At 69.3% G+C, this 23,106-nt stretch carries 21 protein-coding genes and 3 tRNA genes; 8 read left to right on the top strand and 16 right to left on the bottom strand.

The window, feature by feature from the left end:
• Positions 1-25: 25 nt before the first annotated feature.
• Both ACSMFO_RS16695 and ACSMFO_RS16690 read left to right on the top strand, forming a co-directional pair.
• Entirely contained in the window at positions 26-637 is a 612-nt protein-coding gene (locus ACSMFO_RS16695; RefSeq protein WP_436459416.1) for a TetR/AcrR family transcriptional regulator, read from the top strand.
• Positions 634-1,701, top strand: coding sequence for a P1 family peptidase (locus ACSMFO_RS16690; RefSeq protein ID WP_436459415.1), 1,068 nt, complete (start codon positions 634-636; stop codon positions 1,699-1,701). Before ACSMFO_RS16695 ends, ACSMFO_RS16690 begins: the two co-directional genes overlap by 4 nt.
• Here ACSMFO_RS16690 and ACSMFO_RS16685 read toward each other — a convergent pair.
• From ACSMFO_RS16685 to ACSMFO_RS16675, 3 genes are all read right to left on the bottom strand, one after another.
• Positions 1,691-4,393 carry a BTAD domain-containing putative transcriptional regulator gene (locus ACSMFO_RS16685; RefSeq protein ID WP_436459414.1) on the bottom strand — a complete coding sequence of 901 codons (2,703 nt, stop codon included), beginning with the start codon at positions 4,391-4,393 and terminating at the stop codon, positions 1,691-1,693. The two genes, ACSMFO_RS16690 and ACSMFO_RS16685, sit on opposite strands and share 11 nt — an antisense overlap.
• A gap of 89 nt (positions 4,394-4,482) precedes the next feature.
• Positions 4,483-4,983 (bottom strand): peptidase inhibitor family I36 protein, encoded by a 501-nt coding sequence (locus tag ACSMFO_RS16680; protein ID WP_436459413.1) that lies wholly within the window; start codon positions 4,981-4,983, stop codon positions 4,483-4,485.
• A gap of 123 nt (positions 4,984-5,106) precedes the next feature.
• Positions 5,107-5,523 carry a DUF6892 domain-containing protein gene (locus ACSMFO_RS16675; protein WP_436459411.1) on the bottom strand — a complete coding sequence of 139 codons (417 nt, stop codon included), beginning with the start codon at positions 5,521-5,523 and terminating at the stop codon, positions 5,107-5,109.
• Between the two features lie 76 nt (positions 5,524-5,599).
• On the opposite strand from ACSMFO_RS16675, the gene ACSMFO_RS16670 reads away from it, so the two are divergent.
• Entirely contained in the window at positions 5,600-6,025 is a 426-nt protein-coding gene (locus ACSMFO_RS16670) for a PaaI family thioesterase (RefSeq protein ID WP_436459409.1), read from the top strand.
• Between the two features lie 60 nt (positions 6,026-6,085).
• Here ACSMFO_RS16670 and pdxS read toward each other — a convergent pair whose 3' ends face one another.
• Positions 6,086-7,000: a pyridoxal 5'-phosphate synthase lyase subunit PdxS gene (gene pdxS / locus ACSMFO_RS16665; protein ID WP_016334773.1), complete on the bottom strand. Its 915-nt coding sequence runs from the start codon at positions 6,998-7,000 to the stop codon at positions 6,086-6,088.
• Positions 7,001-7,195: 195 nt separating this feature from the next.
• Positions 7,196-8,614: an FAD-binding oxidoreductase gene (locus tag ACSMFO_RS16660; protein ID WP_436459407.1), complete on the bottom strand. Its 1,419-nt coding sequence runs from the start codon at positions 8,612-8,614 to the stop codon at positions 7,196-7,198.
• Between the two features lie 164 nt (positions 8,615-8,778).
• On the opposite strand from ACSMFO_RS16660, the gene ACSMFO_RS16655 reads away from it, so the two are divergent.
• A complete protein-coding gene (locus tag ACSMFO_RS16655) occupies positions 8,779-10,887 on the top strand; it encodes an elongation factor G-like protein EF-G2 (RefSeq protein ID WP_038512475.1) in 2,109 nt (702 codons plus the stop codon).
• A 71-nt stretch (positions 10,888-10,958) separates the two neighbouring features.
• On the opposite strand, the gene ACSMFO_RS16650 is transcribed toward ACSMFO_RS16655, so the two are convergent.
• The 6 genes from ACSMFO_RS16650 to ACSMFO_RS16625 all read right to left on the bottom strand — a co-directional run bounded on the left by ACSMFO_RS16650 (position 10,959) and on the right by ACSMFO_RS16625 (position 15,281).
• Positions 10,959-11,420: an XdhC family protein gene (locus ACSMFO_RS16650; protein ID WP_436459405.1), complete on the bottom strand. Its 462-nt coding sequence runs from the start codon at positions 11,418-11,420 to the stop codon at positions 10,959-10,961.
• A gap of 11 nt (positions 11,421-11,431) precedes the next feature.
• Entirely contained in the window at positions 11,432-11,914 is a 483-nt protein-coding gene (locus ACSMFO_RS16645) for an NUDIX hydrolase (protein WP_436459404.1), read from the bottom strand.
• The gene (locus tag ACSMFO_RS16640; RefSeq protein WP_072030876.1) at positions 11,911-13,056 is read right to left on the bottom strand and encodes a glycosyltransferase family 4 protein; all 1,146 of its coding nucleotides are present in this window, start codon (positions 13,054-13,056) and stop codon (positions 11,911-11,913) included. The genes ACSMFO_RS16645 and ACSMFO_RS16640 overlap by 4 nt, the downstream gene beginning before the upstream one ends.
• Positions 13,057-13,078: 22 nt before the next feature.
• Positions 13,079-13,996, bottom strand: a complete 918-nt coding sequence (locus tag ACSMFO_RS16635) for a phosphatidylinositol mannoside acyltransferase (protein ID WP_038512466.1) — start codon at positions 13,994-13,996, stop codon at positions 13,079-13,081.
• Positions 13,993-14,634 carry a phosphatidylinositol phosphate synthase gene (pgsA, locus tag ACSMFO_RS16630; protein ID WP_436459402.1) on the bottom strand — a complete coding sequence of 214 codons (642 nt, stop codon included), beginning with the start codon at positions 14,632-14,634 and terminating at the stop codon, positions 13,993-13,995. Before pgsA ends, ACSMFO_RS16635 begins: the two co-directional genes overlap by 4 nt.
• A gap of 104 nt (positions 14,635-14,738) precedes the next feature.
• Positions 14,739-15,281, bottom strand: a complete 543-nt coding sequence (locus ACSMFO_RS16625; RefSeq protein WP_038523217.1) for a MarR family winged helix-turn-helix transcriptional regulator — start codon at positions 15,279-15,281, stop codon at positions 14,739-14,741.
• Positions 15,282-15,399: 118 nt separating this feature from the next.
• On the opposite strand from ACSMFO_RS16625, the gene ACSMFO_RS16620 reads away from it, so the two are divergent.
• Positions 15,400-15,942 (top strand): YceI family protein, encoded by a 543-nt coding sequence (locus ACSMFO_RS16620; RefSeq protein WP_038512463.1) that lies wholly within the window; start codon positions 15,400-15,402, stop codon positions 15,940-15,942.
• Positions 15,943-16,026: 84 nt separating this feature from the next.
• Here ACSMFO_RS16620 and ACSMFO_RS16615 read toward each other — a convergent pair whose 3' ends face one another.
• The 5 genes from ACSMFO_RS16615 to ACSMFO_RS16595 all read right to left on the bottom strand — a co-directional run bounded on the left by ACSMFO_RS16615 (position 16,027) and on the right by ACSMFO_RS16595 (position 21,974).
• Positions 16,027-16,563, bottom strand: a complete 537-nt coding sequence (locus ACSMFO_RS16615) for an HIT family protein (RefSeq protein WP_350584927.1) — start codon at positions 16,561-16,563, stop codon at positions 16,027-16,029.
• Complete coding sequence (gene thrS / locus ACSMFO_RS16610) at positions 16,560-18,620, bottom strand: threonine--tRNA ligase (RefSeq protein WP_073843743.1); 2,061 nt, start codon at positions 18,618-18,620, stop codon at positions 16,560-16,562. Before thrS ends, ACSMFO_RS16615 begins: the two co-directional genes overlap by 4 nt.
• A gap of 138 nt (positions 18,621-18,758) precedes the next feature.
• The gene (locus tag ACSMFO_RS16605) at positions 18,759-19,373 is read right to left on the bottom strand and encodes a malonic semialdehyde reductase (protein ID WP_436459399.1); all 615 of its coding nucleotides are present in this window, start codon (positions 19,371-19,373) and stop codon (positions 18,759-18,761) included.
• 108 nt (positions 19,374-19,481) lie between these two features.
• Positions 19,482-21,008, bottom strand: a complete 1,527-nt coding sequence (locus tag ACSMFO_RS16600; protein WP_436459397.1) for a sugar transferase — start codon at positions 21,006-21,008, stop codon at positions 19,482-19,484.
• Between the two features lie 894 nt (positions 21,009-21,902).
• Positions 21,903-21,974: transfer RNA gene (locus ACSMFO_RS16595), tRNA-Val, on the bottom strand.
• Between the two features lie 400 nt (positions 21,975-22,374).
• Between ACSMFO_RS16595 and ACSMFO_RS16590 the strand changes: the two genes are divergently transcribed.
• From ACSMFO_RS16590 to ACSMFO_RS16580, 3 genes are all read left to right on the top strand, one after another.
• The gene (locus ACSMFO_RS16590; protein ID WP_005159130.1) at positions 22,375-22,800 is read left to right on the top strand and encodes an SsgA family sporulation/cell division regulator; all 426 of its coding nucleotides are present in this window, start codon (positions 22,375-22,377) and stop codon (positions 22,798-22,800) included.
• A gap of 136 nt (positions 22,801-22,936) precedes the next feature.
• Positions 22,937-23,009 (top strand) — tRNA-Gly (locus ACSMFO_RS16585).
• A gap of 25 nt (positions 23,010-23,034) precedes the next feature.
• Positions 23,035-23,105 (top strand) — tRNA-Cys (locus tag ACSMFO_RS16580).
• Position 23,106: the final 1 nt, after the last annotated feature.

The raw sequence follows: 23,106 nt of genomic DNA, 5'->3' as shown, positions 1-23,106 counted from the left end.
CGAACAAGATTCGAAGAATGAAGGGATGGCGAGACCGAGCAAGGCACCGGAGCGACGGGCCGAACTGATCGAGGTGGCCAGACAGGCCGTCCTCGACCGCGGCGTACTGAACCTGCGGCTGAGGGACGTCGCCGAGGGCGCGGGCCTGTCGCCGGGTTCGGTCCTGTACTACTTCCCCACCCTCGCCGATCTGCTCCAGGAGGTGCAGCGCGAGGCGGTGGCGCGGTTCTGCTCGGCGAGGGAGCAGGCCGCGGGGGCGAAGACGAAGCCGTCCGACCGGCTGCTGGCGATGATCCGCAGCGGTCTGCCGACCGGTCCCGACGACGAACTCTGCGTGCTGCTCTACGAACTCGGCACGATCGCCCGCCGCGATCCCGCGTACGCCGCCCGGCACATCACGCTCTACGAGCAGCAGGTCGGGATCTACACCGGCATCCTCGAAGCCGGCGCGGCCACCGGCGAGTTCACCCTGACCGCGGAGCCGGTGTCGATCGCGCGGAACCTCGTCGCACTGGAAGACGGCTACGGCCTGCACCTCACCCAGGCCGTGCCGACGATGGAAACCGCCACCGCCGAAGCGATGTTGCTCTCCTATGCCCGCACTGCCACGTCGAACCCCTTGGAGGACCGTCCATGACCCGCGCCCGCGACCTGGGTGTCCCGCTGCCCGGCCGGACCGGCGAGCACAACGCGCTCACCGACGTCCCCGGTGTCGAGATCGGTTTCACGACCCTCGTCGAGGGCGAGTCGGTGCGCACCGGCGTCACCGCCGTCCTGCCCCGCGGACGCGAGGACTTCGCCGTGCCGTGCGCGGCCGGGACGTACGCCCTCAACGGCAACGGCGAGATGACCGGCACCGCGTGGCTGGCCGAGACCGGGTCGCTGACCCTGCCGGTGCTGATCACCTCGACGCACGCCGTCGGCGCGTGCCACCGCGGCACGATCGACTGGGTCGTCCGCGAGCGGCCCGACGTGGCCGCGGAATGGCTGCTGCCGGTGGTCGCCGAGACCTGGGACGGCTACCTGAACGACAGCACCGCGCCGACCATCCACAGTGGACACGCCATCGCCGCGATCGACGCCGCGCGGCCGGGCCCGGTCGGTGAGGGCTCCGTCGGCGGCGGCACCGGGATGACCTGTTACGGCTTCAAGGGCGGCACCGGTACGGCCTCCCGCATCGTGTCCTATGGGGACGACGAGTACACCGTGGGAGCGTTGGTACAGGCCAACTTCGGCTCACGTCGCGAGCTCACCGTCGCGGGTGAGCACGTCGGAGCCGAACTCGGCGCCGACAACCCGATGGAGGAGGCCTGGACGGCGCCGTCCGGTGCCGGGTCGGTGATCGTGATCATCGGCACCGACGCTCCCCTATTGCCCGGCCAGTGCACATCGCTCGCCCGCCGGGTCCCGCTCGGCCTCGCCCGCACGGGAACCGCGGGTTCGCACTTTTCCGGCGACCTCTTCCTGGCGTTCAGCACGGCGAATCCGGGAGCGCTCACCAGCCGGTTCCCGCGTACGGACGAGGCCGAGCACGAAAGCATGCGGTTCGTCCCGTGGGGCAGGCTCGATCCCTTCTTCGAGGCCGTCGTGCAGGCGACCGAGGAGGCGGTGCTCAACGCGCTGTTCGCGAACGAGGAGATGACCGGTCACCGCGGGCACCGGGTTCCCGCGCTGCCGACCGGACGCTGGTCTAGGTCCTGATCAAGATCTTCCCCGACGGCGGCCGGTCGCTGGATCTCGCACGGATTCGCGCGAGATCCAGCCGGACCCGCGAGGCGCAGATCTCGTCGGAAAGCGAGTCGAGCAGTTCGAGCGCGCGGCACAGGCACGACATCGCGCCCCGCCGGTCGCCGCGCCGCACGTGCAGTTCTCCCCGCCTGCGCAGGACGAGCGCCGTGCGATGCGGGTCGTTCAGCTCGGCGCAAAGCCGCCCGGCCTCGTCCAGTTCCGCTTCGGCCTCGTCGAGCAGGCCGAGATCGGTGCTCGCGACGGCGTACGAGGTGTGCGTGTGCGCCATCCCGAGGACGTCGCCGATCTCGCGGAAGAGGGCCAGCGCCCGCCTCCCCGTCGCGCGCGAAGTCTCGGGCCGCCCGGCCACCCGCGCGAGCACGCACAGCCCGGTCAGCGCTCTGGCCCGCCCCGCCCGGTCGCCGATCCGGTCGCTGATCCGGCAAGACTCGGTGAGCGCCTCGCGCGCCGACCGGAAATCGTCCCGGTACAGGTGGATCTGGCCGATTCCCCGCAGCAAGGCGGCTTCCCCTCGCGCGCATCCCGACGCCCGCGCCGCGGTCAGCGCGCATCGGTGGCACCGCGACCATTCCGCGTACAGTCCACTGTGGTCGAAGTACGACGCGGCCACGACGGCGAGTTCCCAGGCGAGCTCACCGAGCCCGGCGTCCGCCGCGTGCGAGACCGCGGCCTCCAGCGCGGGGACCTCGTCCCGGAACCAGGACAGCGGTTCGGCCACCAGTCCTTCGTCGAGCGAGGTCCGGGCCGCGCTGCCGGGCTCCGGCCGCAACACGCTGCGGGACAACCGGTCCGCGGCCTTCTCCGCGAGCCACAGCCAGCCTCCGAGCACTCGCTCGGTCGCGTCCGCGCGGACCTGTTCCGGTTCGACGGCGACCTCCTCGACCGCGAACGCGCGCAAGAGATCATGGACCCGGTAACGAGGAGCGCCGGTGGCACGCGGGGCGGGCTGGACCATGTTCCGATGCCGCAGGTCTTCCAGCGCGCGAGACGTCGTTTCGGGCTCTCCGTCGTCGGCGAGCGCCGCCGCCCAGGCGGGGAAATCGGCCGGGGGCAGCAAACCCAGCCTGCGGAACAGCCGCTGCCGGTCCGGCTCCAGCTGCCGGTACCCGCGGGACAGGCTGCCTCGGACGGCGAGATCCCCCGCGCACAGCCAATCCAGCCGCCGCCGTTCGACCGACAGCTCCCCCGCGACGTCGGCGAGCCGCCAGCCCGTGCGGTCGCCGATCCGGCTGCCGACGATCCGCAACGCCAGCGGGAGCCCGCCGCAGTGTTCGAGAACCTGTTGGGCGGCAACGGGATCTTCGTCGGTCTCGGTGAGCTTGGCGAGAAGGGCTTCCGCGTCTGCCGATGAAAGGACGTCGACGGGGACCTGCCTGCCGAGTTCGAGCCCGGCCAGCACGAACCGGCTCGTGACGACCACCGCGCAGCCACCACCGGCGGGCAGCAACGGCCGCAGCTGGGCCTCACCGGCGGCGTCGTCGAGGACGAGCAGCACGCGGCGATCGTGGACCAGGCTGCGGAAGAGGCAGGCGCGGTCGTCGACGTCCGCCGGGATCCCGTCGGCAGGAACGCCGAACGCGCGCAGGAATCCGGTGAGCACGGCCTCCGGGGTCCTGGGCTCGTCCGTGGTCCCGCGCAGGGCCGCGAACAGCCTGCCGTCGGGATAGTCGTCGGCGACCTGATGCGCGAGCCTGATCGCGAGTGAGGACTTCCCGATCCCGCCGGCGCCGGTCAACAGGACCACGGGCGGGGTGTCGCGGCCGTCGTCCCGGCGCAGTTCCGCGAGCAGATCCGCGATCAGCGCGTCCCTGCCGACGAAGTCCGGGATACCCGGCGGCAGCTGGCTCGGCACGGCGGGTTCCTGGTACGCGGGATACTCGCGCGCCGTCATGCCTTGGCCGTCGCTCAGGATCTCGCATTGCAGGGAGCGGATCGACGGCGACGGCTCGACGCCGAGTTCGTCGACCAGCCTGCGTCGCCATCCGGCGTAGACGTCGAGTGCCTCCGCCACGCGGCCTGCCCTGGCGAGCGCGGTCATCAACAGCCCGCAGACCCGCTCCCGGAACGGGGCGGCCGTGAGCAGGTCGCGGAGTTCGGGCACCAGCCGGTCGTGCTCGCCGAGCCCGAGTTCGGCCTCGGCCTTGTCCTCCAACAGCGAAAGCCGTTCCTCCTCCCAGCGCGCGACGACCTCCGCCGCGGCCGGGATCCCGGCCAGTACCGGTCCCCGCAGGAGTTCGAGCGCGTCCCGGAAGTGGCGGGCCGCCTCACGATGGCGGTCGCGGGCCAGCAGTTCGCGGCCCCGCGCGGCGAGGCAGCTGAACCGGCCGGCGTCGGTGTCCTCCGGCCGCGCGTCGAGCTGATACGCCGCTCCCCTGGTCAGGATCGGCTGGTCGCCCCGTGGCGAGCGCAAGGCGCGGCGCAGGCCCGAAATGAGCCCCTGGATCTGGACTTTCGCCGAGACCGGCGGCGTTTCGCCCCACAGCTCGTCGATGATCCGGTCCGACGGCACCGGGCGGCCCGCCTCGATCAGCAGGAGCGCGAACACCCGGCGCGCCTGCGGCGGACCGAGTGGCAGGTCCGTGCCCTGCCACTCGGCCGCGGGTTCACCGAACAGGCGATAGAAATAGAAACTCTTTTCCTTCACCGATTTCTCCCCCGGTAAAACGAGACACCCCAGTCGAGAGTCTCAGAAATATCCGGGGTCGGCGTCCGGCATTCGAAGGAACACTTCGTTCAGCAGGCGCTGGCCGACGTGTAAATTCTCAACGAACTCGCCTGGTCGTTGTCGGCGTTCCCGACGTACGACGACTGCGAGTTGGCCTGCATGCAGCGACTGGTCCCGCTGCCGATGTTGTAGTACCAGCGGGCGTCGACGGAGCGTCGGTTGTGCCAGGACGACATCTGGTCGTTGAATCCGTAGTCGACCAGATTCTTCAGCCCCGGGTCCCGGAACTGCAGCCGCCGTCCGCCGAAGTCGCGATGCTCGTACAGGCACACGTAGTTCGCTTGGCAGTTGCTGGCCGCGCTGGGCGACAACGACAGCGTGGTCTCCCCACCGTTCCAGACGATCTGGTCCCCGGTGACCTTCCACCCGGGAGCGAGCTTCGCCGTGTCGATGCCGGCGGCGCGCAGCGTGGCCGCCCCGTCCGTCGCGGCCGAAGCCGGCGCCGCGGCGAGTGCCGTCGCGATCGCGGCGACCCCCAGAGCGGCGGAAACGAACCGAAGAGTGCGCATTTCTCCTCCTTGATCCCGGCGTGCCCTCCGCACGCCGGGATCAAGGTCCCGCGCACCGCTTCCCGATGCCTAAGCAGTCGAAAAGGGACGGCGGTTCCTCCGCTTAGCCCCGCAGGTCGCCGATCAGAGCCAGTCCGCCTCGATACCGCGGGCGCGCAACGACTCCAGCGCCTCTTCGTTACCCGTGAAGAGCAAGGTCATCGACTTCAGGTTGGGAAAATGTTCGACGTCGGCGAACTCGTCGACGTCGAACAGCGAGTCCTCGCCATCCCAGTTCGGCGCGATCTCGAGGTAGATCTCGTTGCCGCCGTCCATCTCGATCTCGGTGATCTTCTCCGCGAGCTCGGCGGGGACCTCGAGCGCCTCGAAGTAGGCCGACGCCTCGGGGACCGCTTCGACGCTCCCGGCGTCGTAGGTGAAGCCCTTCTCGGCGGCGTACTCCCGCAGGTCGAACTTCGGGAGGAGTTCCTGGTTGTACATCAGCTCTTGGACCACCGCGAGCTTGAAGTTGAAGTCGGTGAACGGGATCGTCTGGCTCATGCCCGGACCTTATAGCGCGACATGTCCGGATGGTCCCGGATCCGGAGAAGTGGTCCGATGGCAGGATGGTGGCCTGATGACCGAACTGACCCTCGAAGACGCCCAGAGGGGCCTCGCCTCGCAACCGTTCAGCGTTCTGCTCGGGGCCAGGGTGGCCTCGTTCGGGAACGGTGCCGCGACCCTGGAACTCGACATCCGCGAAGATCTGTTGCAACAGAACGGGTATCTCCACGGCGGCGTGCTCGCCTATGCAGCGGACAACGCGATCACCTTCGCGGCCGGGACCACACTGGGTCCGGACGTCCTCACCGGCGGCTTCAGCATCGACTACCTGCGGCCGGCACAGGGAATCCGGCTCGTGGCGGAGGCGCGGGTCCTGCACAGCGGCCGGCGCCAGGCGACTTGCCGCTGCGACCTGTACGTGATCGGCGAAGACGGGACCACGACGCTCAGCGCTGCGGCGCAGGGAAGCGTGCTGACGAGGAACGGCCCCACCCGCTGATGGACGCGGGACGGCCCGGCACTCTTCGAGGAGCGCCGGGCCGTCCCGAGATCGTGTGACTTACCAGCCGCGCTCGGACAGCCGGTGCGGCTCGGGCACGTCGTCGACGTTGATTCCGACCATCGCTTCCCCGAGGCCACGCGAAACCTTCGCGATGACGTCCGGGTCGTCGTAGAACGTAGTGGCCTTGACGATCGCCTCGGCACGCTGCGCCGGGTTGCCGGATTTGAAGATGCCGGAGCCGACGAACACGCCTTCGGCACCGAGCTGCATCATCATCGCGGCGTCGGCCGGGGTCGCGATACCGCCCGCGGTGAACAGCACGACGGGGAGCTTGCCCTTCGCGGCGACCTCCTTGACGAGCTCGTACGGCGCCTGGAGTTCCTTCGCCGCAACGTAAAGCTCGTCCTCGGGCAGCGAGGAGAGGCGGCGCAGTTCCGCGCGGATCTTGCGCATGTGCGTGGTCGCGTTCGAGACGTCGCCGGTGCCGGCCTCGCCCTTGGACCGGATCATCGCCGCGCCCTCGTTGATCCGGCGCAGCGCCTCGCCGAGGTTGGTGGCACCACAGACGAAGGGCACCGTGAAGGCCCACTTGTCGATGTGGTTCTCGTAGTCGGCCGGGGTCAGCACCTCGGACTCGTCGATGTAGTCGACGCCGAGCGACTGGAGCAGCTGAGCCTCGACGAAGTGGCCGATACGGGCCTTCGCCATGACGGGGATCGAAACGGCCTCGATGATGCCGTCGATCAGGTCCGGGTCGCTCATCCGGGCGACACCGCCCTGCGCGCGGATGTCCGCGGGGACCCGCTCCAGCGCCATCACCGCGACGGCGCCGGCGTCCTCGGCGATCTTCGCCTGCTCGGCGGTGACCACGTCCATGATCACACCGCCCTTGAGCATCTCCGCCATCCCGCGCTTGACCCGGGCGGTGCCGGTGAGCGAGGTGGTGGCCGTGTTCGTGGAGTCGTCAGACACTGCTGGACCTTTCGGAAAGCACACGAGTGAGGGTGACGCCTCCGAGAGTAGGCCGCTTTTGGACCTCTGAAGCAGGCCAGTTCGCGGCGATTTCAGCAGTCCACTGGGTGATCTGGCCCGCACCTCTCCCCCGCGTTTCGTCCTCTGGATGCGGTGGTTCGACAGCGAACTACCGCATCCAGAGGACGAAACGCGTCAACGGGCCAGGCCCTGTTCGAAGGCGAACAGGCCGTCGGGGTCGTACTTCCGCGCGACTCGGCGCAGCCGCGGCAGGCTTTCGCCGTAGTACGCCTTCGCCCACTCAGGCATCTCCGGGTCGATGTAGTTGATGTACCCGGCCTGCCCGTACTCGCGGCCGAGTTCGTCCCGGACCCCGCCGATCACCTGGCGCGCGTACGCCTCGCCGCCGTCCAGGCCGCGGGTGATCTGGACGCTGCCCAGCGCGGACCGGTGCGGGAAGCACGACTCGCTCGACGGCACCCGCGCGATCGCGCCGCCGTAGGCGTCCACGATCGAGTACAGATGCGGATCGCTCGCCAGCAACCCCGCCAGCGCGGCCGGATCGGGCACCGGATGGGTCAGCATCCGCGAAGTGGCCACGTACTCCCCGCGCTGCGCGACCGCGGCGGGGAAGGCGGACTCCTGGGCGAAGGTCCGCATCGTGGCCAAGTGGCCTTGTTCGGTCACGTCCCGTTGGAGGGGCTGGACGCCGACGCGGCGGACCAGATCGTCCAGCAACGGGTTCACCTGCGCGGCGGAGCCCACGAAACACCCACCGCAGTTCGCGGCCGCGGCGCCGAGCCCCATCCCCGACCACAACTCGTCCGGCATCGCGGGCTGCCACTCCTGCCAGGCCGCCACGAGAGCCGCCAGCGCGGCGGGCGGGAAGACCAGGTTGAAGTTCGTCAGCGTCCTGGCCGCCGCCGTGCGGAAGGTGAACGACGTGACGATGCCGAAGTTGCCGCCGCCACCGCCGCGCAACGCCCACAGCAGGTCCGGCGCCGTCTCCTCCGACACCAGGCACGCCTTCCCGTCCGCGCCGACGAAGCGCACGGACTCGACGTTGTCGCAGGTCAGGCCATACTTTCTGCCCAGGACGCCGATCCCGCCGCCGAGGGTCAGCCCGGCGATGCCGACCTGAGGGCAGCTGCCGGCGGGCAGCGCGCGGCCCGCCGCCGCAAGTGCCTCGTACACCCGGCTGAGCTGCGCGCCCGCCCCGATCTCCGCCCGGCCACCGGGCAGGATCCGGACCGCGTTCAGCCGGGAGAGGTCGACGACAAGCCCTTCGTCCACTATGGAATGACCGGCGTAACTGTGCCCGCCCGACCGGGCCGCGATCGGAATCCGCCGCCTGGCGGCGAAATCGACGCACCGGCGGACGTCGTCCTCGTTCGCGCAGACCGCGACACCGGCGGGCAGCCGATGGTCGTAGAGGCTGAAGAACCCGAGCCTCTTTTCGTCGTAGCCGGGGTCGCCGGGCCGGAACAGCTCCCCCGCCAACCGGGCACGGAGCCGCTCCCACGGACCACCGCCCTCGGGTATCGCGGCGGGCACCGCCGCCATCATCGGGACCGCCCCCGCCAGCCGTAACACCGTGCGTCTGTCGAGCTCCATCGCTCATCCCCCACCGTCGGATCCGCCTCCGGGTGTCCGCCATCGAGCATAACGGCGCGTCGACATTCGGGGGGTCCCTCGCCGGTCGCCTTGCCGCGACGCCCGTCGCGGGTGTGTGATCGAGGACACACCTGTACGCGGCATCGTGTGGTGAGGAGATCGGCATGGCCGACAAACAGAGCAAGAACGGAGACTCCGGGGCCGCCGTCGCTGTGGACGACCCGGCGAAGGTCCGCAACGTCGTCCTGGTCGGCCCCTCGGGATCAGGCAAGACGACACTCGCCGAGGCCTTGCTCGCCGCGTCCGGCACGGTGACGCGGGCAGGCTCGGTGGTGGAAGGGACCACGGTGTGCGATCACGATCCCGCCGCGGTCCGGCAGCAACGGTCGGTCGGCCTTTCGGTCGCGCCGGTGTTGCACCAAGACCACAAGATCAACCTCATCGACACCCCCGGGTACGCCGATTTCGTCGGCGAACTGCGGGCCGGGCTCCGCGCCGCCGACGCGGCGTTGTTCGTGGTCTGCGCGGCGGAAGGCGTCGACGCGGCCACGGTCGCGGTCTGGGAGGAGTGCGCCGCGGTCGGGATGCCGAGGGCGGTGGTCGTCTCCCGGCTGGACCATCACCGCGCCGACCCCGAAGGCGAGATCGCGGCCTGTCAGGAGGCCTTCGGCGCCGGCGTCCTCCCGCTGTACCTGCCCGCGCGCGACGGGCTCGTCGGGCTCATCACGCGCCGCTATTTCGACTACTCACAGGGCTTCCCGCCCGAAATCGGCGAGCCGAACGAGGCCGAACTCAGCCGGATGACCGAGGCCCGCAACGAGCTGATCGAAGGGGTCATCGCCGAGAGCGAAGACGAGTCCCTGATGGACCGGTACCTTTCCGGCGAGGAGATCCCCGAGGACACGCTGATCGCCGACCTCGAAACCGCCGTCGCGCGTGGTTCCTTCCATCCGGTGATCCCGGTGTGCGCGACGACCGGGGTCGGGCTGGCCGAAGTCCTCGACGGGATCGTGCGTGCCTTCCCGTCGCCGCTGGAGCACGTCCCGCCGGAGGTCACCTCGCCCACCGGGGAGCCGCACGCCGGGCTCCGCGCCGACCCCGACGGCCCGCTGGCGGCCGAGGTGGTCCGGACCGCCGTCGACTCCTACGTCGGCAGGGTCTCGCTGGTGCGGGTGTTCTCCGGGACACTTCGCCCGGAACGGCCGGTGCACGTCTCGGGCCACGGCCTCGCCGAACGCGGCCACGAGGATCACGACGCCGACGAGCGGGTCGCGCATCTCTACTCCCCGCTCGGAGCGAACCTGCGCGAAGTCCCGTACTGCGTCGCGGGCGACCTCTGCGCGCTCACGAAGGTCGGCTCGGCGGAAACCGGCGACACCGTTTCCTCGCCGGAAGACCCGCTGATCATGAAGCCGTGGGCGATGCCGGAGCCGTTGCTGCCGGTCGCCGTCATCGCGAAGACCCGCAGCGACGAGGACACGTTGGCGCGCAACCTCTCCCGGCTGGTCGCGGGCGACCCCACGCTCCGGCTGGACCGCAACGCCGAGACCAACCAGCTCGTGCTGTGGTGCATGGGCGAGGCGCACGCCGACGTCGTGCTGTCGCGGCTGCGCGCGGGAGGCGCCGACGTGGGCACCGAGCCCGTCCGCATCAGCCTGCGTTCGACGTTCGCCGGGCCGGCTCGCGGGCACGGACGGCACGTCAAGCAATCCGGCGGGCACGGCCAGTTCGCCGTCTGCGACATCGAGGTCCAGCCGCTGCCGAGGGGGTCGGGCTTCGAGTTCGTGGACAAGGTCGTCGGCGGTTCGGTGCCGCACCAGTTCATCCCGAGTGTCGAGAAGGGAGTCCGGGCGCAGGCGCAGCGAGGACTCGTCGACGGTCATCCGCTGATCGACATCCGGGTGACCCTGGTCGACGGCAAGGCGCACAGCGTCGACTCGTCGGACGCCGCTTTCCAGACGGCGGGCGCGCTGGCTCTGAAGGAGGCCGCCGCGGCGGGCAAGATCGCGTTGCTCGAACCACTCGAAGAGGTGGCCGTACGGCTTCCGGACGAGCACCTCGGCACCGTGCTGGGTGATCTCTCGTCCCGGCGCGGCCGCGTACTCGGCACCGAATCGGGTGAAGGCGGCCGCACGGTCATCCGCGCCGAGGTGCCGGCCGTGGAGTTGCTGCGCTATGCGATCGACCTGCGTTCCCTGACCTCGGGCACCGCGACGTTCACCCGCAGGCATGCCCGGTTCGAGCCGATGCCGGAAGGAGCGGTGGCCTACTGACGCCCGCGTTTAGTCCTCTGAATGCGGTCCTTGCGCGCGCAAGGACCGCATTCAGAGGACTAAACGCGGGCCTACTGGAATTCGAAGCCGCCCGGCCGCCCGTTCCGGTCCGCCACCAGACCGGCCAGGGTGGCGACGGCGATCTCGGGCGGCGTGCGTGAGCCGATGTTCAGCCCGACCGGGCGGTGGACGCGCGCGATCTCGTGGTCCGGGACGTCCAGTGCCTTGAGCGCGGCGACGTGCGGGCCCGCGTGGCGCGGGTTGCCGAGCACCCCGACCCACCGCGCCGGGCGGTCCAGCACGGCCTTGAGCACGTCGCCGAGTTCGGGCCGGTCGTGATCGGTGACGACGACGTCGGCGTCCGCGCCGAGTTCCGGCAGCGTCGTGACGGCCTCCAGGCCGGGGTCGACGTCCGTCACGCGTGCGCCGTCCGGCTCGAACAACACGGCCCTGTAGCCGAGATCCTTGCCATAGCGCAGGAGGAACGACGCGACCGGCGTCGCGAACACCGCCACCAGCAGCCGATCGCTCATGGTTCGTCCTCCTAAAGTTCGGGCTCGGCGATCTCGAAGTATTCCGGAAGCCGGGCGGTCCCGGCGAGGCCGAAGTACCGGACCTTCCGGCGCCGCCTCAGATGCAGGGTGTCCCGGACGGCGTCGTTGTGCACGCGCCGCGCGATGACGACGCGGTGCTCGGCGTCGGTCAGCTCTTCGGCCAGCGTCGACGGCAGAGCCGCGCGATCGACGCGCGCCAGCCGCAGCGTCAGTTCGCTTTCCTCGGCTTCGCGATCAGGCCTCGGCGCACGCTCGGCGCGTTCGCCCAGCGTGCGTAGCTCGTCGTCACCCAAGATCGCGGCGGCCGCCCTCGCGACGACGGCGCGCCGCGCGAGGGCCGCGTCGAGGGCCGCCCAGCCCGCGTCCGTGCGGATGTGCAGCCGGTCGAGCCGGTTCGCCGTCGCGAGCAGGAACAACCCGCCCAGCACCACTATCGCGGCCACCAGACCACCGATCCACACCCAGGTCGTCACCGGCTGAACTCGCGTTCGCCCGCGCCGACCCGCCGGGGGTCGGCGGCGATCGCCGTCTCGTACACCCGCAGGACCTGCGTTGTGACCACGGACCAGTCGAACATCGCGACGCGCTCCCCAGCGGCCGCCGCCAGCGACGCCCGGCGGGCCGGGTCTCCGAGCAGCTCGCGCAACCCGTCGGCCAGCGCCGCCGCGTCGCCGGTCTCGGTCAGCATCCCGGCCTTGCCGTCGTCGAGGACCCGGCGGAACGAGTCCAGGCCACTGGCCAGGACGGGCGTTCCCGCCGCCATCGCCTCGGTGAGGATCATCCCGAAACTCTCGCCGCCCGTGTTCGGCGCGCAGTAGACGTCGACACTGCGCAGGGCGCGCGCCTTCGTCTCGTCGTCGACCTGGCCGAGCAGATCGATGTGCGGCGCCAGCTCCGGCCCGGCCTCACGCCGGAGCTGATCGGCGTCGCCGCGGCCGACGACCAGCAGCCGCAGCTCCTCGAACTCCGGCAGCAGCATCCGCAACGCCTCCAGCAGCACCCCCATCCCCTTGCGGGGCTCGGTGTACCGCCCGACGAAACCGACCGTGCCACCCGCTCGCGGGTAGCCGTCCAGCGGGAGCGCGCGGGAGAAGAAGTCGACGTCGACACCGTTGGGCACCTCGACCGCGTCACCCCCGGCGTGCTCGACCTGGACCCGGCGGGCCAGCGCCGAAACCGCGATCCGCGCGGTGATCTTCTCCAGCAGCGGCCGCAGCACCGGCTGGAACGCCGCCAGTGTGCGCGAACGCGTCGTCGCGGTGTGGAAGGTCGCCACGATCGGACCGTCCGCGACCTTCAGCGCCAGCAAGGAAAGACTCGGCGCGGCGGGCTCGTGCAGGTGCAGGACGTCGAAGTCGCCGTCGCGGATCCATCGCCGCACGCGGGCGTAGGACACCGGGCCGAACTGCAGGCGTGCGACCGAGCCGTTGTACGGGATGCCGAGCGCTTTCCCGGCGGGGACCACGAAATCCGGGACGTCGGAGTCCTCGTCCGCCGGTGCGAGCACCGAGACCTGGTGCCCGCGCGCCAGCAGCGCCTTCGCGAGATCGATGACGTGTCCCTGCACGCCGCCCGGCACGTCGAACGAATACGGGCAGACGATCCCGATCTTCATGACCCGCGACTGAGCCATCCGCTCAGCTCGCTTCGCCGGGTTCGGCTTGTTCCCCGGCTTCGAAATCGGAGAGCCAGAACTTCTGCATCATGTGCCAGTCGGCCGGATGCGCGGCGATGTCCCCGGCGAAGATGTCCGCCAGCGCCTGGGTGGCCGCCGGGACCTCGGACCGGTTCGTGACCCGGATCCGCGGGTGCAGGCGGATCTGCCAGCCGTCCTCGGTGAACCAGCAGCCGGCCGGGATCAGCGCGGCGCCGGTGGTGGCGGCCAGCCGCGCGGGCCCGCCCGGCATCTTGGTCTGCTCGCCGAAGAACTTGACCGGCACGCCGGAGTTCGTCAGGTCCCGGTCCCCCACCAGGCAGATCGCCTTGTTCTCCCGCAGCCGCTTGAGCAGCACGCGCATCGCGGAGCTGTCGCCGGTCAGCGGGACGATCTCGAAACCGAGCGATTCCCGGTAGGACACGAACCGCTGGTACAGCGACTCGGGTTTCAGCCGCTCCGCGACCGTGGTGAAGCCGCCGAGATAGTCGGCGAGCCAGACGCCGGCGGCGTCCCAGTTGCCGCTGTGCGGCAGCGCCATCACCGCGCCGTTGCCCTCGGCGAGGGCGGCGTCGAGGTTCTCCACGCCGGTGATCGACTGGGCGACCTTGCGGCTGACCTCCTTGTGGTCCATCGAGGGCAGCCGGAACATCTCGTGCCAGTAGCGGGCGTACGACCGCATCGCGCGGCGGGTCAGTTCGTCGAGTTCGACACCGTCCGCTTGCGGCACGACCCTGGCGAGGTTGCGCCGAAGCTGGCGCACCCCGCCGCCGTCCCGCCGGACGGCCAGATCGGCGCCCAGCCCGAAGGTCACCGAGCCCATCGACTCCGGCAGCCACCGCGCGAGCCGCCAGCCCGTCGCGTAGCCGAGGTCACCGAGCCGCTGGGAGAACCCGCTCATGCCCCGCCCTCCGCGGCGGGTGGCCCCGCCGCCTTGGCGGCCCTCGCCGCCTTGGCCACCGCGGCCGTCCGCTGCAGCAGGGTGATCGCCGAAAGCACCGCGAGGAGCCAGAGCGTGATGTCCACGGTGTACGGAACGCCCAGACCGTGCAGTCCGGTTCCCACGAGGGCGATGATCAGGCGTTCCGCGCGTTCGACGAGGCCGCCGTCCGCCTCCAGCCCGGAGGCCTCGGCGCGGGCCTTGACGTACGAGATGACCTGCGCGAGCACCAGGCAGATCAGCGCGGCGGCCGCGGCCGGGCGGTTGTCGTCGTGGACGAAGCACCACCAGGCGATCGCGGCGAACAACGCGCCGTCGACCAGCCTGTCGCAGGTCGCGTCGAGGACGGCCCCGAACGCCGTGCCGTACCCGCGGGCGCGGGCCATCGCGCCGTCCAGCAGGTCCAGCATCGCGAAGCCCCAAACGGTGAAGGTGCCCCACAGCAGCATGTCGTTGGGAAAGAACCCGAGCGCGCACAGCACCGCCCCGGCCGTGCCGATGACGGTCATCGCGTTGGGGGTCAGACCGGCGCGCACGAGCACCTTCCCCATCGGGTCGGTGACGCGGGAAACGGAGGCGCGCGCGAAAATGTTGAGCATCGGTTCTTCAGGTGCACCTAAAGCAGCAGGGTCGGGTGGCCGCCCGAAGCCTATCCACCCGCACCGACACTCGTCGTCGCGCCCGCCCCTGGACCGGCTCCAGGTCAGTCCGCTTTGGCCAGTTCGGCCGAGCCGGCGAGGTCCGCGAGACTCTCTTCCCGCAGCGCCAATTCCGCCTCGGCGGCGGCGCATTTCGGCGACAGCCGCGCCAGTACGGCGGCGCTGATCTCGCCGAGCGCCTTCACCTGTTCGGGGGTCAGCGGGTCGAAGAGGCTCTCGCGGACAGCCTCGACGTGCCCCGGCGCGGCTTCCTCCAGCGCGGCGAAACCGTCGGCGGTGAGCACCGCCCAGGAACCGCGTTTGTCGGTGGGACAGGACTCACGGCGCACCCAGCCGTTCGCCTCGAGGCGCGCGACCGCGTGCGAGAGCCTGCTGCGCGACGCCTTGCGCGCGTCGGCGAGCTCGCTCATCCGCAGCCGCCGCTCCGGCGCCTCGGAAAGGGCGACGAGCACTTCGTAGTAGGTGTGAGGCATGCCCGCCTCGTGCTGAAGCTGGCCCTCCAGGTGCGCTTGCAGCATCCGCGTGGCCGCGGAGAAGTCGCGCCAGACTTTTTGCTCCTCGTCGGAGAGCCATCGGGGTTCGGACATGACACCCATTCTACCCCTGGTTGAGCGCTCAACCAAATTGCGCTACAGTCGTTGTTGAGCGCTCAACCAGACGAGGGTTCACCACGAACGCACACAGACTTTTTGGAGATCGACTCACATGACCACCACCGAGATCCCGGGCTACGTCGCAGGCAAGTGGACGATCGACACCGCCCACTCCGACATCGCCTACACCGTGAAGCACCTCGGCCTGGCGAAGTCCCGGGGCAACTTCACCGCCTTCACCGGTGAGGTCGTCACCGCCGACAACATCCTCGACTCGTCGGTCACCGTCGAGATCGACGCCTCGTCGGTCGCCAGCGGCGTCGACGGTCGTGACACGCACCTCAAGTCCGAGGACTTCTTCCACGTCGACGAGCACCCGGTCATCACCTTCCGCTCGACCGGCATCCGCGAGGACGGCGGCGACTACGTCATCGACGGCGAGCTCACCTGGCGCGGCAAGACCGTCCCGGTCTCGCTCGAGGCGGAGTTCAACGGCATCGGCACCAACCCGGCCAACGACAACGCCACCACCCTCGGCGTCTCGGCCTCCGCCACGGTGAACCGCCGCGACTTCGGCATCGGCCCGGAGGGCAACGCCTTCCTGTCCGAGAAGGTCAAGATCGACATCGAGCTGCAGGCCGCGCTCAACGCCTGAGGCCCCCGAGTGTCATGAAAGGGTCGTTCAAGACGTTTTTCGTCCTGAACGACCCTTTCATGACATCAGCCACCGGCCGGGTGACTACCAGGCGTCCGCCAGCAGCTGCCGCGTCTCCCCCAGCAACTGCGGCAACACCTTCGTGTGCCCGATCACGGGCATGAAGTTCGCGTCGCCGCCCCACCTCGGCACCACGTGCTGATGCAGATGCGCGGCGATGCCCGCACCGGCGATCACGCCCTGGTTCATCCCGATGTTGAACCCGTGCGCCGACGACACCTCCCGGATCACCCGCATCGCGTGCTGGGTGAACTCCGCCACCTCGACGGTCTCCTCCGGCGTCAGGTCCGTGTAGTCCGCGACATGGCGGTACGGCACGGCCATCAGGTGACCGGGGTTGTACGGGTACAGGTTCAGCACCGCGTACACCGTCTTCCCGCGCGCGAGGATCAGCGCGTCCTCGTCACTCTTCTCGGGGAGATGGCAGAACGGGCACCCCTCGTCGGGCCGCTTCGCCCCCTGCACGTAGGCGAGCCGATGCGGGGTCCACAGACGCTGCAACGCGTCCGGGACCCCCACGCCGTCCTGTCCGACGACGTCAGGGCCATCGAGGCCCGTCACCGGAGTACCGCCTCCAAGCCCGCCACGGTCGGCGAAGCGTTCTCACGGCGCTGGACCCAGCCGGCGATCGCCTCGACCGCGTCGTCCACCGAGACGCCGTTGATCTGGCCGCCGTCGCGGAACCGGAACGACACCGCGCCCGCCTCGACGTCCTTCGCGCCCGCCAGGAGCATGAAGGGCACCTTCTGCGTGGTGTGGGTGCGGATCTTCTTCTGCATCCGGTCGCCGCTCGCGTCTACGTCGACCCGGATCCCCTTGGCCCGCAGCGCCTTCTCGACCCCGCGCAGGTGCTCGACCTGGTCCTCGGTGATCGGGATGCCGACCACCTGGACCGGCGACAGCCACGCCGGGAACGCGCCCGCGTAGTGCTCGGTCAGCACGCCGAAGAACCGCTCGATCGAGCCGAACAGCGCGCGGTGGATCATCACCGGACGCTGACGGCTGCCGTCGCCCGCGGTGTACTCCAGTTCGAACTTCTCGGGCAGCATGAAGTCCAGCTGGATGGTCGACATCTGCCAGGTGCGGCCCAGCGCGTCCTTCGCCTGCACGGAGATCTTGGGCCCGTAGAACGCGGCGCCACCCGGATCCGGCACCAGTTCCAGCCCGGAGTCCACGGCGGCGGCGCGGAGCACCTCGGTCGCCTCGTCCCACACCTCGTCCGAACCGATGTACTTCTCGTCGTTCCGAGTGGACAGTTCGAGGTAGAAATCGTCGAGACCGTAGTCGCGCAACAGGTTCAGCACGAAGTCCAAAAGGGACTTCAGCTCACCGGGGACCTGCTCCAGGGTGCAGAAGATGTGCGCGTCGTCCTGCGTCATGCCGCGCACGCGGGTCAGGCCGTGGATCACGCCGGACTTCTCGTAGCGGTACACGGAACCGAACTCGAACATCCGCAGCGGCAGTTCCCGGTAGGAACGCCCGCGCGAACGGAAGATCAGGTCGTGGAACGGGCAGTTCATCGGCTTGAGGTAGTAGTCCTGGCCGGGTTTGCGGACCGAACCGTCCTCGTTGTGCTCGGCGTCGAGATGCATCGCCGGGTACATGCCGTCGCGGTACCAGTCGAGGTGACCGGAGGTCTCGAACAGCGCGCCCTTGGTGATGTGCGGCGAGTAGACGAAGTCGTACCCGGCCTCGACGTGCCGCTGGCGCGAGTAGTTCTCCATCTCCTGCCGGATGATCCCGCCCTTGGGGTGGAACACCGGCAGCCCCGAGCCGATCTCGTCGGGGAAGGAGAACAGGTCCAGCTCGACACCGAGCTTGCGGTGATCGCGCCGCTCGGCCTCGGCCAGGCGCTCCAGGTAGACGTCCTGGGCCTCGGCGGATTCCCACGCGGTGCCGTAGATCCGCTGCAGCTGCGGGTTCTTGTCGTCACCGCGCCAGTAGGCGGCGGCGACCCGGGTGAGCTTGAACGCCGGGATGAACTTGGTGGTCGGCACGTGCGGGCCGCGGCAGAGGTCGCTCCACACGCGCTCCTTGGTGCGCGGGTCGAGGTTGTCGTAGATGGTCAGCTCGCCGCCGCCGACCTCCATCACCTCGGAGGTGTCCACATCGGACTTGATGTCGACGAGTTCCAGCTTGAACGGCTCGTCGGCCAGTTCCTTCTTGGCCTCGTCGACCGAGTCGAAGACGCGGCGGGAGAACTGCTGCGCGCCCTTCACGATCTGCTTCATGCGCTTCTCGAGCGCCTGCAGGTCTTCCGGGGTGAACGGGGTGTCGACGGCGAAGTCGTAGTAGAAGCCGTCCTTGACCGGCGGGCCGATGCCCAGTTTGGCCTGCGGGAACTGCTGCTGCACGGCCTGGGCGAGCACGTGGGCGGCCGAGTGGCGGATGACGCTGCGGCCGTCCTCGGTGTTCGCCGCGACGGCTTCGACCTCGGCTTCGGCTTCCGGGGCCCAGGAGAGGTCGCGGAGGTTCCCCTCGGCGTCGCGCACGACGACGATCGTGTCCGGTCCCTTGGTCGGCAGCCCGGCTTCGCGGACCGCGGTGCCCGCCGTAGTGCCCGCCGGTACCACCACGCGCGGGGCGGTTGCGGCTGCTACTGACGACGGCTGGGACACGGTGGACTCCTCGCGGTTAAAGCGGATGGTTCCCGTGATGTTAGTCGTCAGGTGCGGCGCGGCTCACGCGCATTACCCCTAACACCACGAAGGCCTCCTTCCCATCGGAAGAAGGCCTTCGCGTATCGAGGAACGAGGTCAGACGGTCTCGACGACCTCGTCGAAGTCCAGCCGCGGCAGGCGGTCGAACCAGGGGTTCTCGCCCGGCTTGCCGACGTTGATCACGACGAGGGACTTCCACGGCTTGTCCGCGAAGAACTCCTTGTCGATGCCCTCGGCGTCGAAGCCGGTCATCGGGCCGGCGGCCAGCCCGGCGGCGCGGACGCCGATGATGAAGTAACCGACCTGCAGCAGCGCGTTGAGCTTGGCGGTCTCGACGCGGCCCGCCTCGTCGGCGAACAGGTCCTTCGCGCCCGGGAAGTGCGGGAAGGTGCGCGGCAGGTTCTCGTGGAACTCGGTGTCGGCGGCCAGCACGACGGTCACCGGCGCGGCCTCGGTCTTGGCGCGGTTGCCCTCGGACATCAGCGGGGACAGCCGCTTCTTGCCCTCTTCGGTGCGGATCACCAGCGCGCGCAGCGGCTGGTTGTTCATCGACGTCGGGGCCCATTTGACCAGCTCGTAGATCGCGCGGATCTGCTCGTCGGTCACCGGCTCGTCGCTGAAGTTGTTCGCGGTGCGGGCCTCGCGGAACAGCAGGTCCTGAACGTCCTGCGGGAGGCTCAAGGCTTCGGTCGGCTCAACGCTGGTGGTCATGGGTGGATCTTCCTTCCGTACGCGTCCTGTACCCGTCCCAACCTAGTTGAGCGCTGAACTATTTCTCGCTCAACTATCTCTGCGTGTGGGTCCGGTCACAGGAAAGCGTCAGTAGGCACCTCGTCCCTGCACCACCGCGCGGAAGGTCTTCCAGAGGATCACCAGGTCGAGGGCCAGCGACCAGTCCTCGACGTAACGCAGGTCGAGGCGGATGCTCTCGGCCCAGCTGAGGTCGCTGCGGCCACTGACCTGCCAGAGGCCGGTCAGCCCCGGCTTCACCAGGAGACGGCGACGCGCGTCGGGAGCGTACTTCGCGGTCTCCTCGGGCAGCGGCGGACGCGGGCCGACGAGCGACATCCGCCCGCTCACGACGTTGAGCAACTGCGGCAGCTCGTCGAGAGAGTACCGGCGGAGAAGGCCGCCGACCCGCGTCACCCGCGGGTCCTTGCGCATCTTGAACAACGGGCCCGCGCCTTCGTTGTCCGACTGGAGATCCTGCTTGAGCTTGTCGGCGTTCGTGACCATCGTGCGGAACTTCAGCATCGTGAAGGTGTGCCCGTCGCGGCCGACGCGACGCTGCCGGTAGATCACCGGGCCGTGGTCGTCGAGTTTGATCGCGACCGCGATCGCCAGCAGCAACGGGGAAAACAGGGTAAGGAGCAGGGCGGAGCCGAGCCGGTCGAGCGCTTCCTTGACCAGACGGCGGCCGCCGGTGAACATCGGCGCGGTCACCCGCAGCAACGGCATGCCGAGCACACCGGAGACGTTCAGCCGGGGCCCGGCGACCTCCATCAGCATCGGCGCGACCACCATCTCGGCCGAGGTTCCTTCGAGGTCCCAGGCGAGCCGCTGGAGGCGTTTCGGGTTCCAGTGCTGATCGGCAGTCACGGCGACCACCCGGTAGCCGCCGCGGCGGACGTGGCCCGCGAGGTCGTCGAGCTTCCCGACGACCGGGACGCCTTCCACTTCGCCGCTCCCCCGCTCCGCGCCGGCGCCGGAATACGTGCAGACGGCTTCCACCCGCCAGCCGACATGGGGATCGGCCTTGGTGCGGGCGATCAGGTCGGCGACCGTGTCGGGACTTCCGGCCGCGAGCACGGGCAGCAGGCATTCACCGAGCCGCCTGCGCCGGTGCAGCACCTGTCTCAGCGCGTACCGCTGCAGGAACATGAAGACCGAGATCATCGGGACGACGATGAAGACCCACGGCTGCACGGCGAGCGCGCCGAAGAGCAGGCCGCCCAACGCGACGAGGACGGCGGTGGCCACGAGGCCGCGCCCCAGCGTCCGGTACTCCTCCGCACCCTCGCCCAGCACACGCGGACTCCAGGCACGGCAGACCGACAACCCGAACAGGAAGGCCGCGGCGGTACCGAGCGCGTGCATGTCGTGCGGATCGGATCGATCGATCAAGAAGGCGCTCATCACGATGAGCACGAACGCGGTGAAAACGTCACTACCGATGACCCAGGCGCGGTAGCGCGATTCCCAAGCCGCGTAAGGGGGCCGCGCCGACGTGGTGTCGACCGCGGCGGCATCGCCCGCGCCCCTTTGCGGGGGAAGCGGAATCGACTGGAGGTCGATGTGCTGCGGCGTCCCGTTGACGGTGGACGACGGCCGCACCGACTCTTCCATCAGACCTCCCGGAGTGGGAATTCCCGAACGCCGGATCAACACGCTGAGTAAATGAGACTGATCTCGAAGAGTGATCAATTCTCAAGCTCTCTCAGCGGCCGATGGGGCGACACACGCCAAGGTATCGGCCACTCTCCGGCCATCGTTACAAGGATTTCCAGCCACACCCTGGGCGAGCATCCGGCAAATGAATGCCGTGTTGATAACAAGATGATGACGATGCGTAATAGACCGTATCCTCCGAACAACTACTCAAAGTAGTCACGAATTCCCACGACTCGCGGCCACTTGGAGCACCGGTTCCCCGATCGGCCGAACAGCCCGGAAAACTCCACAGTGGACGGTTCGCGCAAGTCGATCTCCGGCCGGTCCACTGTGGATTTCACACCCCGCGAGGACCACGGCCCGCCGGGTGCGCCCACCGCGCGCCGACCTACCTTGTCAATCGGTCACCGGCGTGGCGTTTCGTCACATCACGTCAGCGTCACGGCGACCCCCCCGGCCGGAGCCGGACGAGTGAGCCCGTCCGACCATGCCCCACATCACTTTCTTCATGGTCTGGACCTTTGCACGGACGTTTCGTGCCGAGGATCACAAAGAAGTCTCAATGATCGGATCATGTGACATTTTCGCGTCGCGACACGAGATCTCCGGCGAATGTCCACACCGGCCGGAGGGATGGGCTTCGGGGATCTTCGAACCGGCGGCACCCCGCGCTCGCGATCGCCCCGAGTGGATTCGCCCGCACTGGCCGGTCCGCCCGCGACGGCAGAAGTACCGCCCCCACACAACCCGCGTCCGACCTGGGGATCGAATGCCTCCGGACGGCTCACCGCCGACAGTGGCCGAGAATGAATCAAGGCCCCGGACCGATGGTCCAGGGCCTTCATCCGGTGGGCGATACTGGGATCGAACCAGTGACCTCTTCGGTGTGAACGAAGCGCTCTCCCGCTGAGCTAATCGCCCGCTCGCGGTGTCCGGCAGACTCTACCCCACGACTTTAGGGGGCCTGCAAACGGGTGGTTCCCTCCGACCACACTCCGCTCACCAGCAAATACGGAGCGAACAACCACGAGCTAGTCGGGGTTGTCACGGCCGGGGGCCGCCCGCGACGCGTTTCGACATTCGTGCGACGGTGCTATCGCGTGACGACTAAACCGCGCAGTATGTACATGTGGACTGCCTGCAGGGCGCATGGAGGGCTGCGCGTCGCGCGGGTGATGATGGGGTGACGGAGCATGGACCCGGGGTCCGATGACCCCGTCCGGGTGATCTGCGGCAAAACCGCGTTCCGATCAGCCGGCCGATACGTCACATCATCGCCACTCGGTTCGACCGGGCCGGGAAGGAGACGAAGGGTAGGACGATGCGCAACGATCACGTGACGCTCCGCTCGACGGCGGTGTTCGACCTCCTGGCGCCGCGGACCCCCGCGGTTCCGGTCAAGGTGGAACTGCGATACGACACTCGCGACCCGTACGCGGTCGTGGCCGCCTTCCGCACCGGCCGCGCCGGCTGGGTCGAGTGGGTCTACGCGCGCGATCTCCTCGCCGACGGCCTCCTGGCCGACGCGGGCGACGGCGACGTACGCATTCGCCCCTCCGTCGAAGACCCCGAGTCCGTCCTCATCGAACTGAACTCGCCGTCCGGGCACGCCATGTTCGAGGCGTCCGCTCAGGAGCTGGCCGACTTCCTCGACCGGACCTACGACGTCGTGCTCCCGGGCAACGAGCACCTGTGGGTCGACGTCGACGACGCCCTGACGCACCTGATTCCCAACGATCTGGCCTGATGACGGCCTTGCGAACAGCAAGTGGCACCCCGGTTGCGGAGCCGTTTTCGGGATCGGATAGTGTTCACACACACCACGGCGACGGGGTGAGAGACAGAACCGCGAGGCTCTGAACTCCCATCCAGACCGAGGATGTGCGGATGTAGCGCAGCTGGTAGCGCATCACCTTGCCAAGGTGAGGGTCGCGGGTTCGAATCCCGTCATCCGCTCGGAAGGCCCTCTCGGGCCTGACACGGTGGAGTGGCCGAGAGGCGAGGCAACGGCCTGCAAAGCCGTGTACACGGGTTCGAATCCCGTCTCCACCTC

This window comes from Amycolatopsis sp. w19, assembly GCF_051373225.1.
GTDB classification, from domain to species: domain Bacteria; phylum Actinomycetota; class Actinomycetes; order Mycobacteriales; family Pseudonocardiaceae; genus Amycolatopsis; species Amycolatopsis japonica.
The sequence above is the reverse complement of the archived record's forward strand: the minus strand, read 5'-3'. Positions and strand labels throughout refer to the sequence as shown.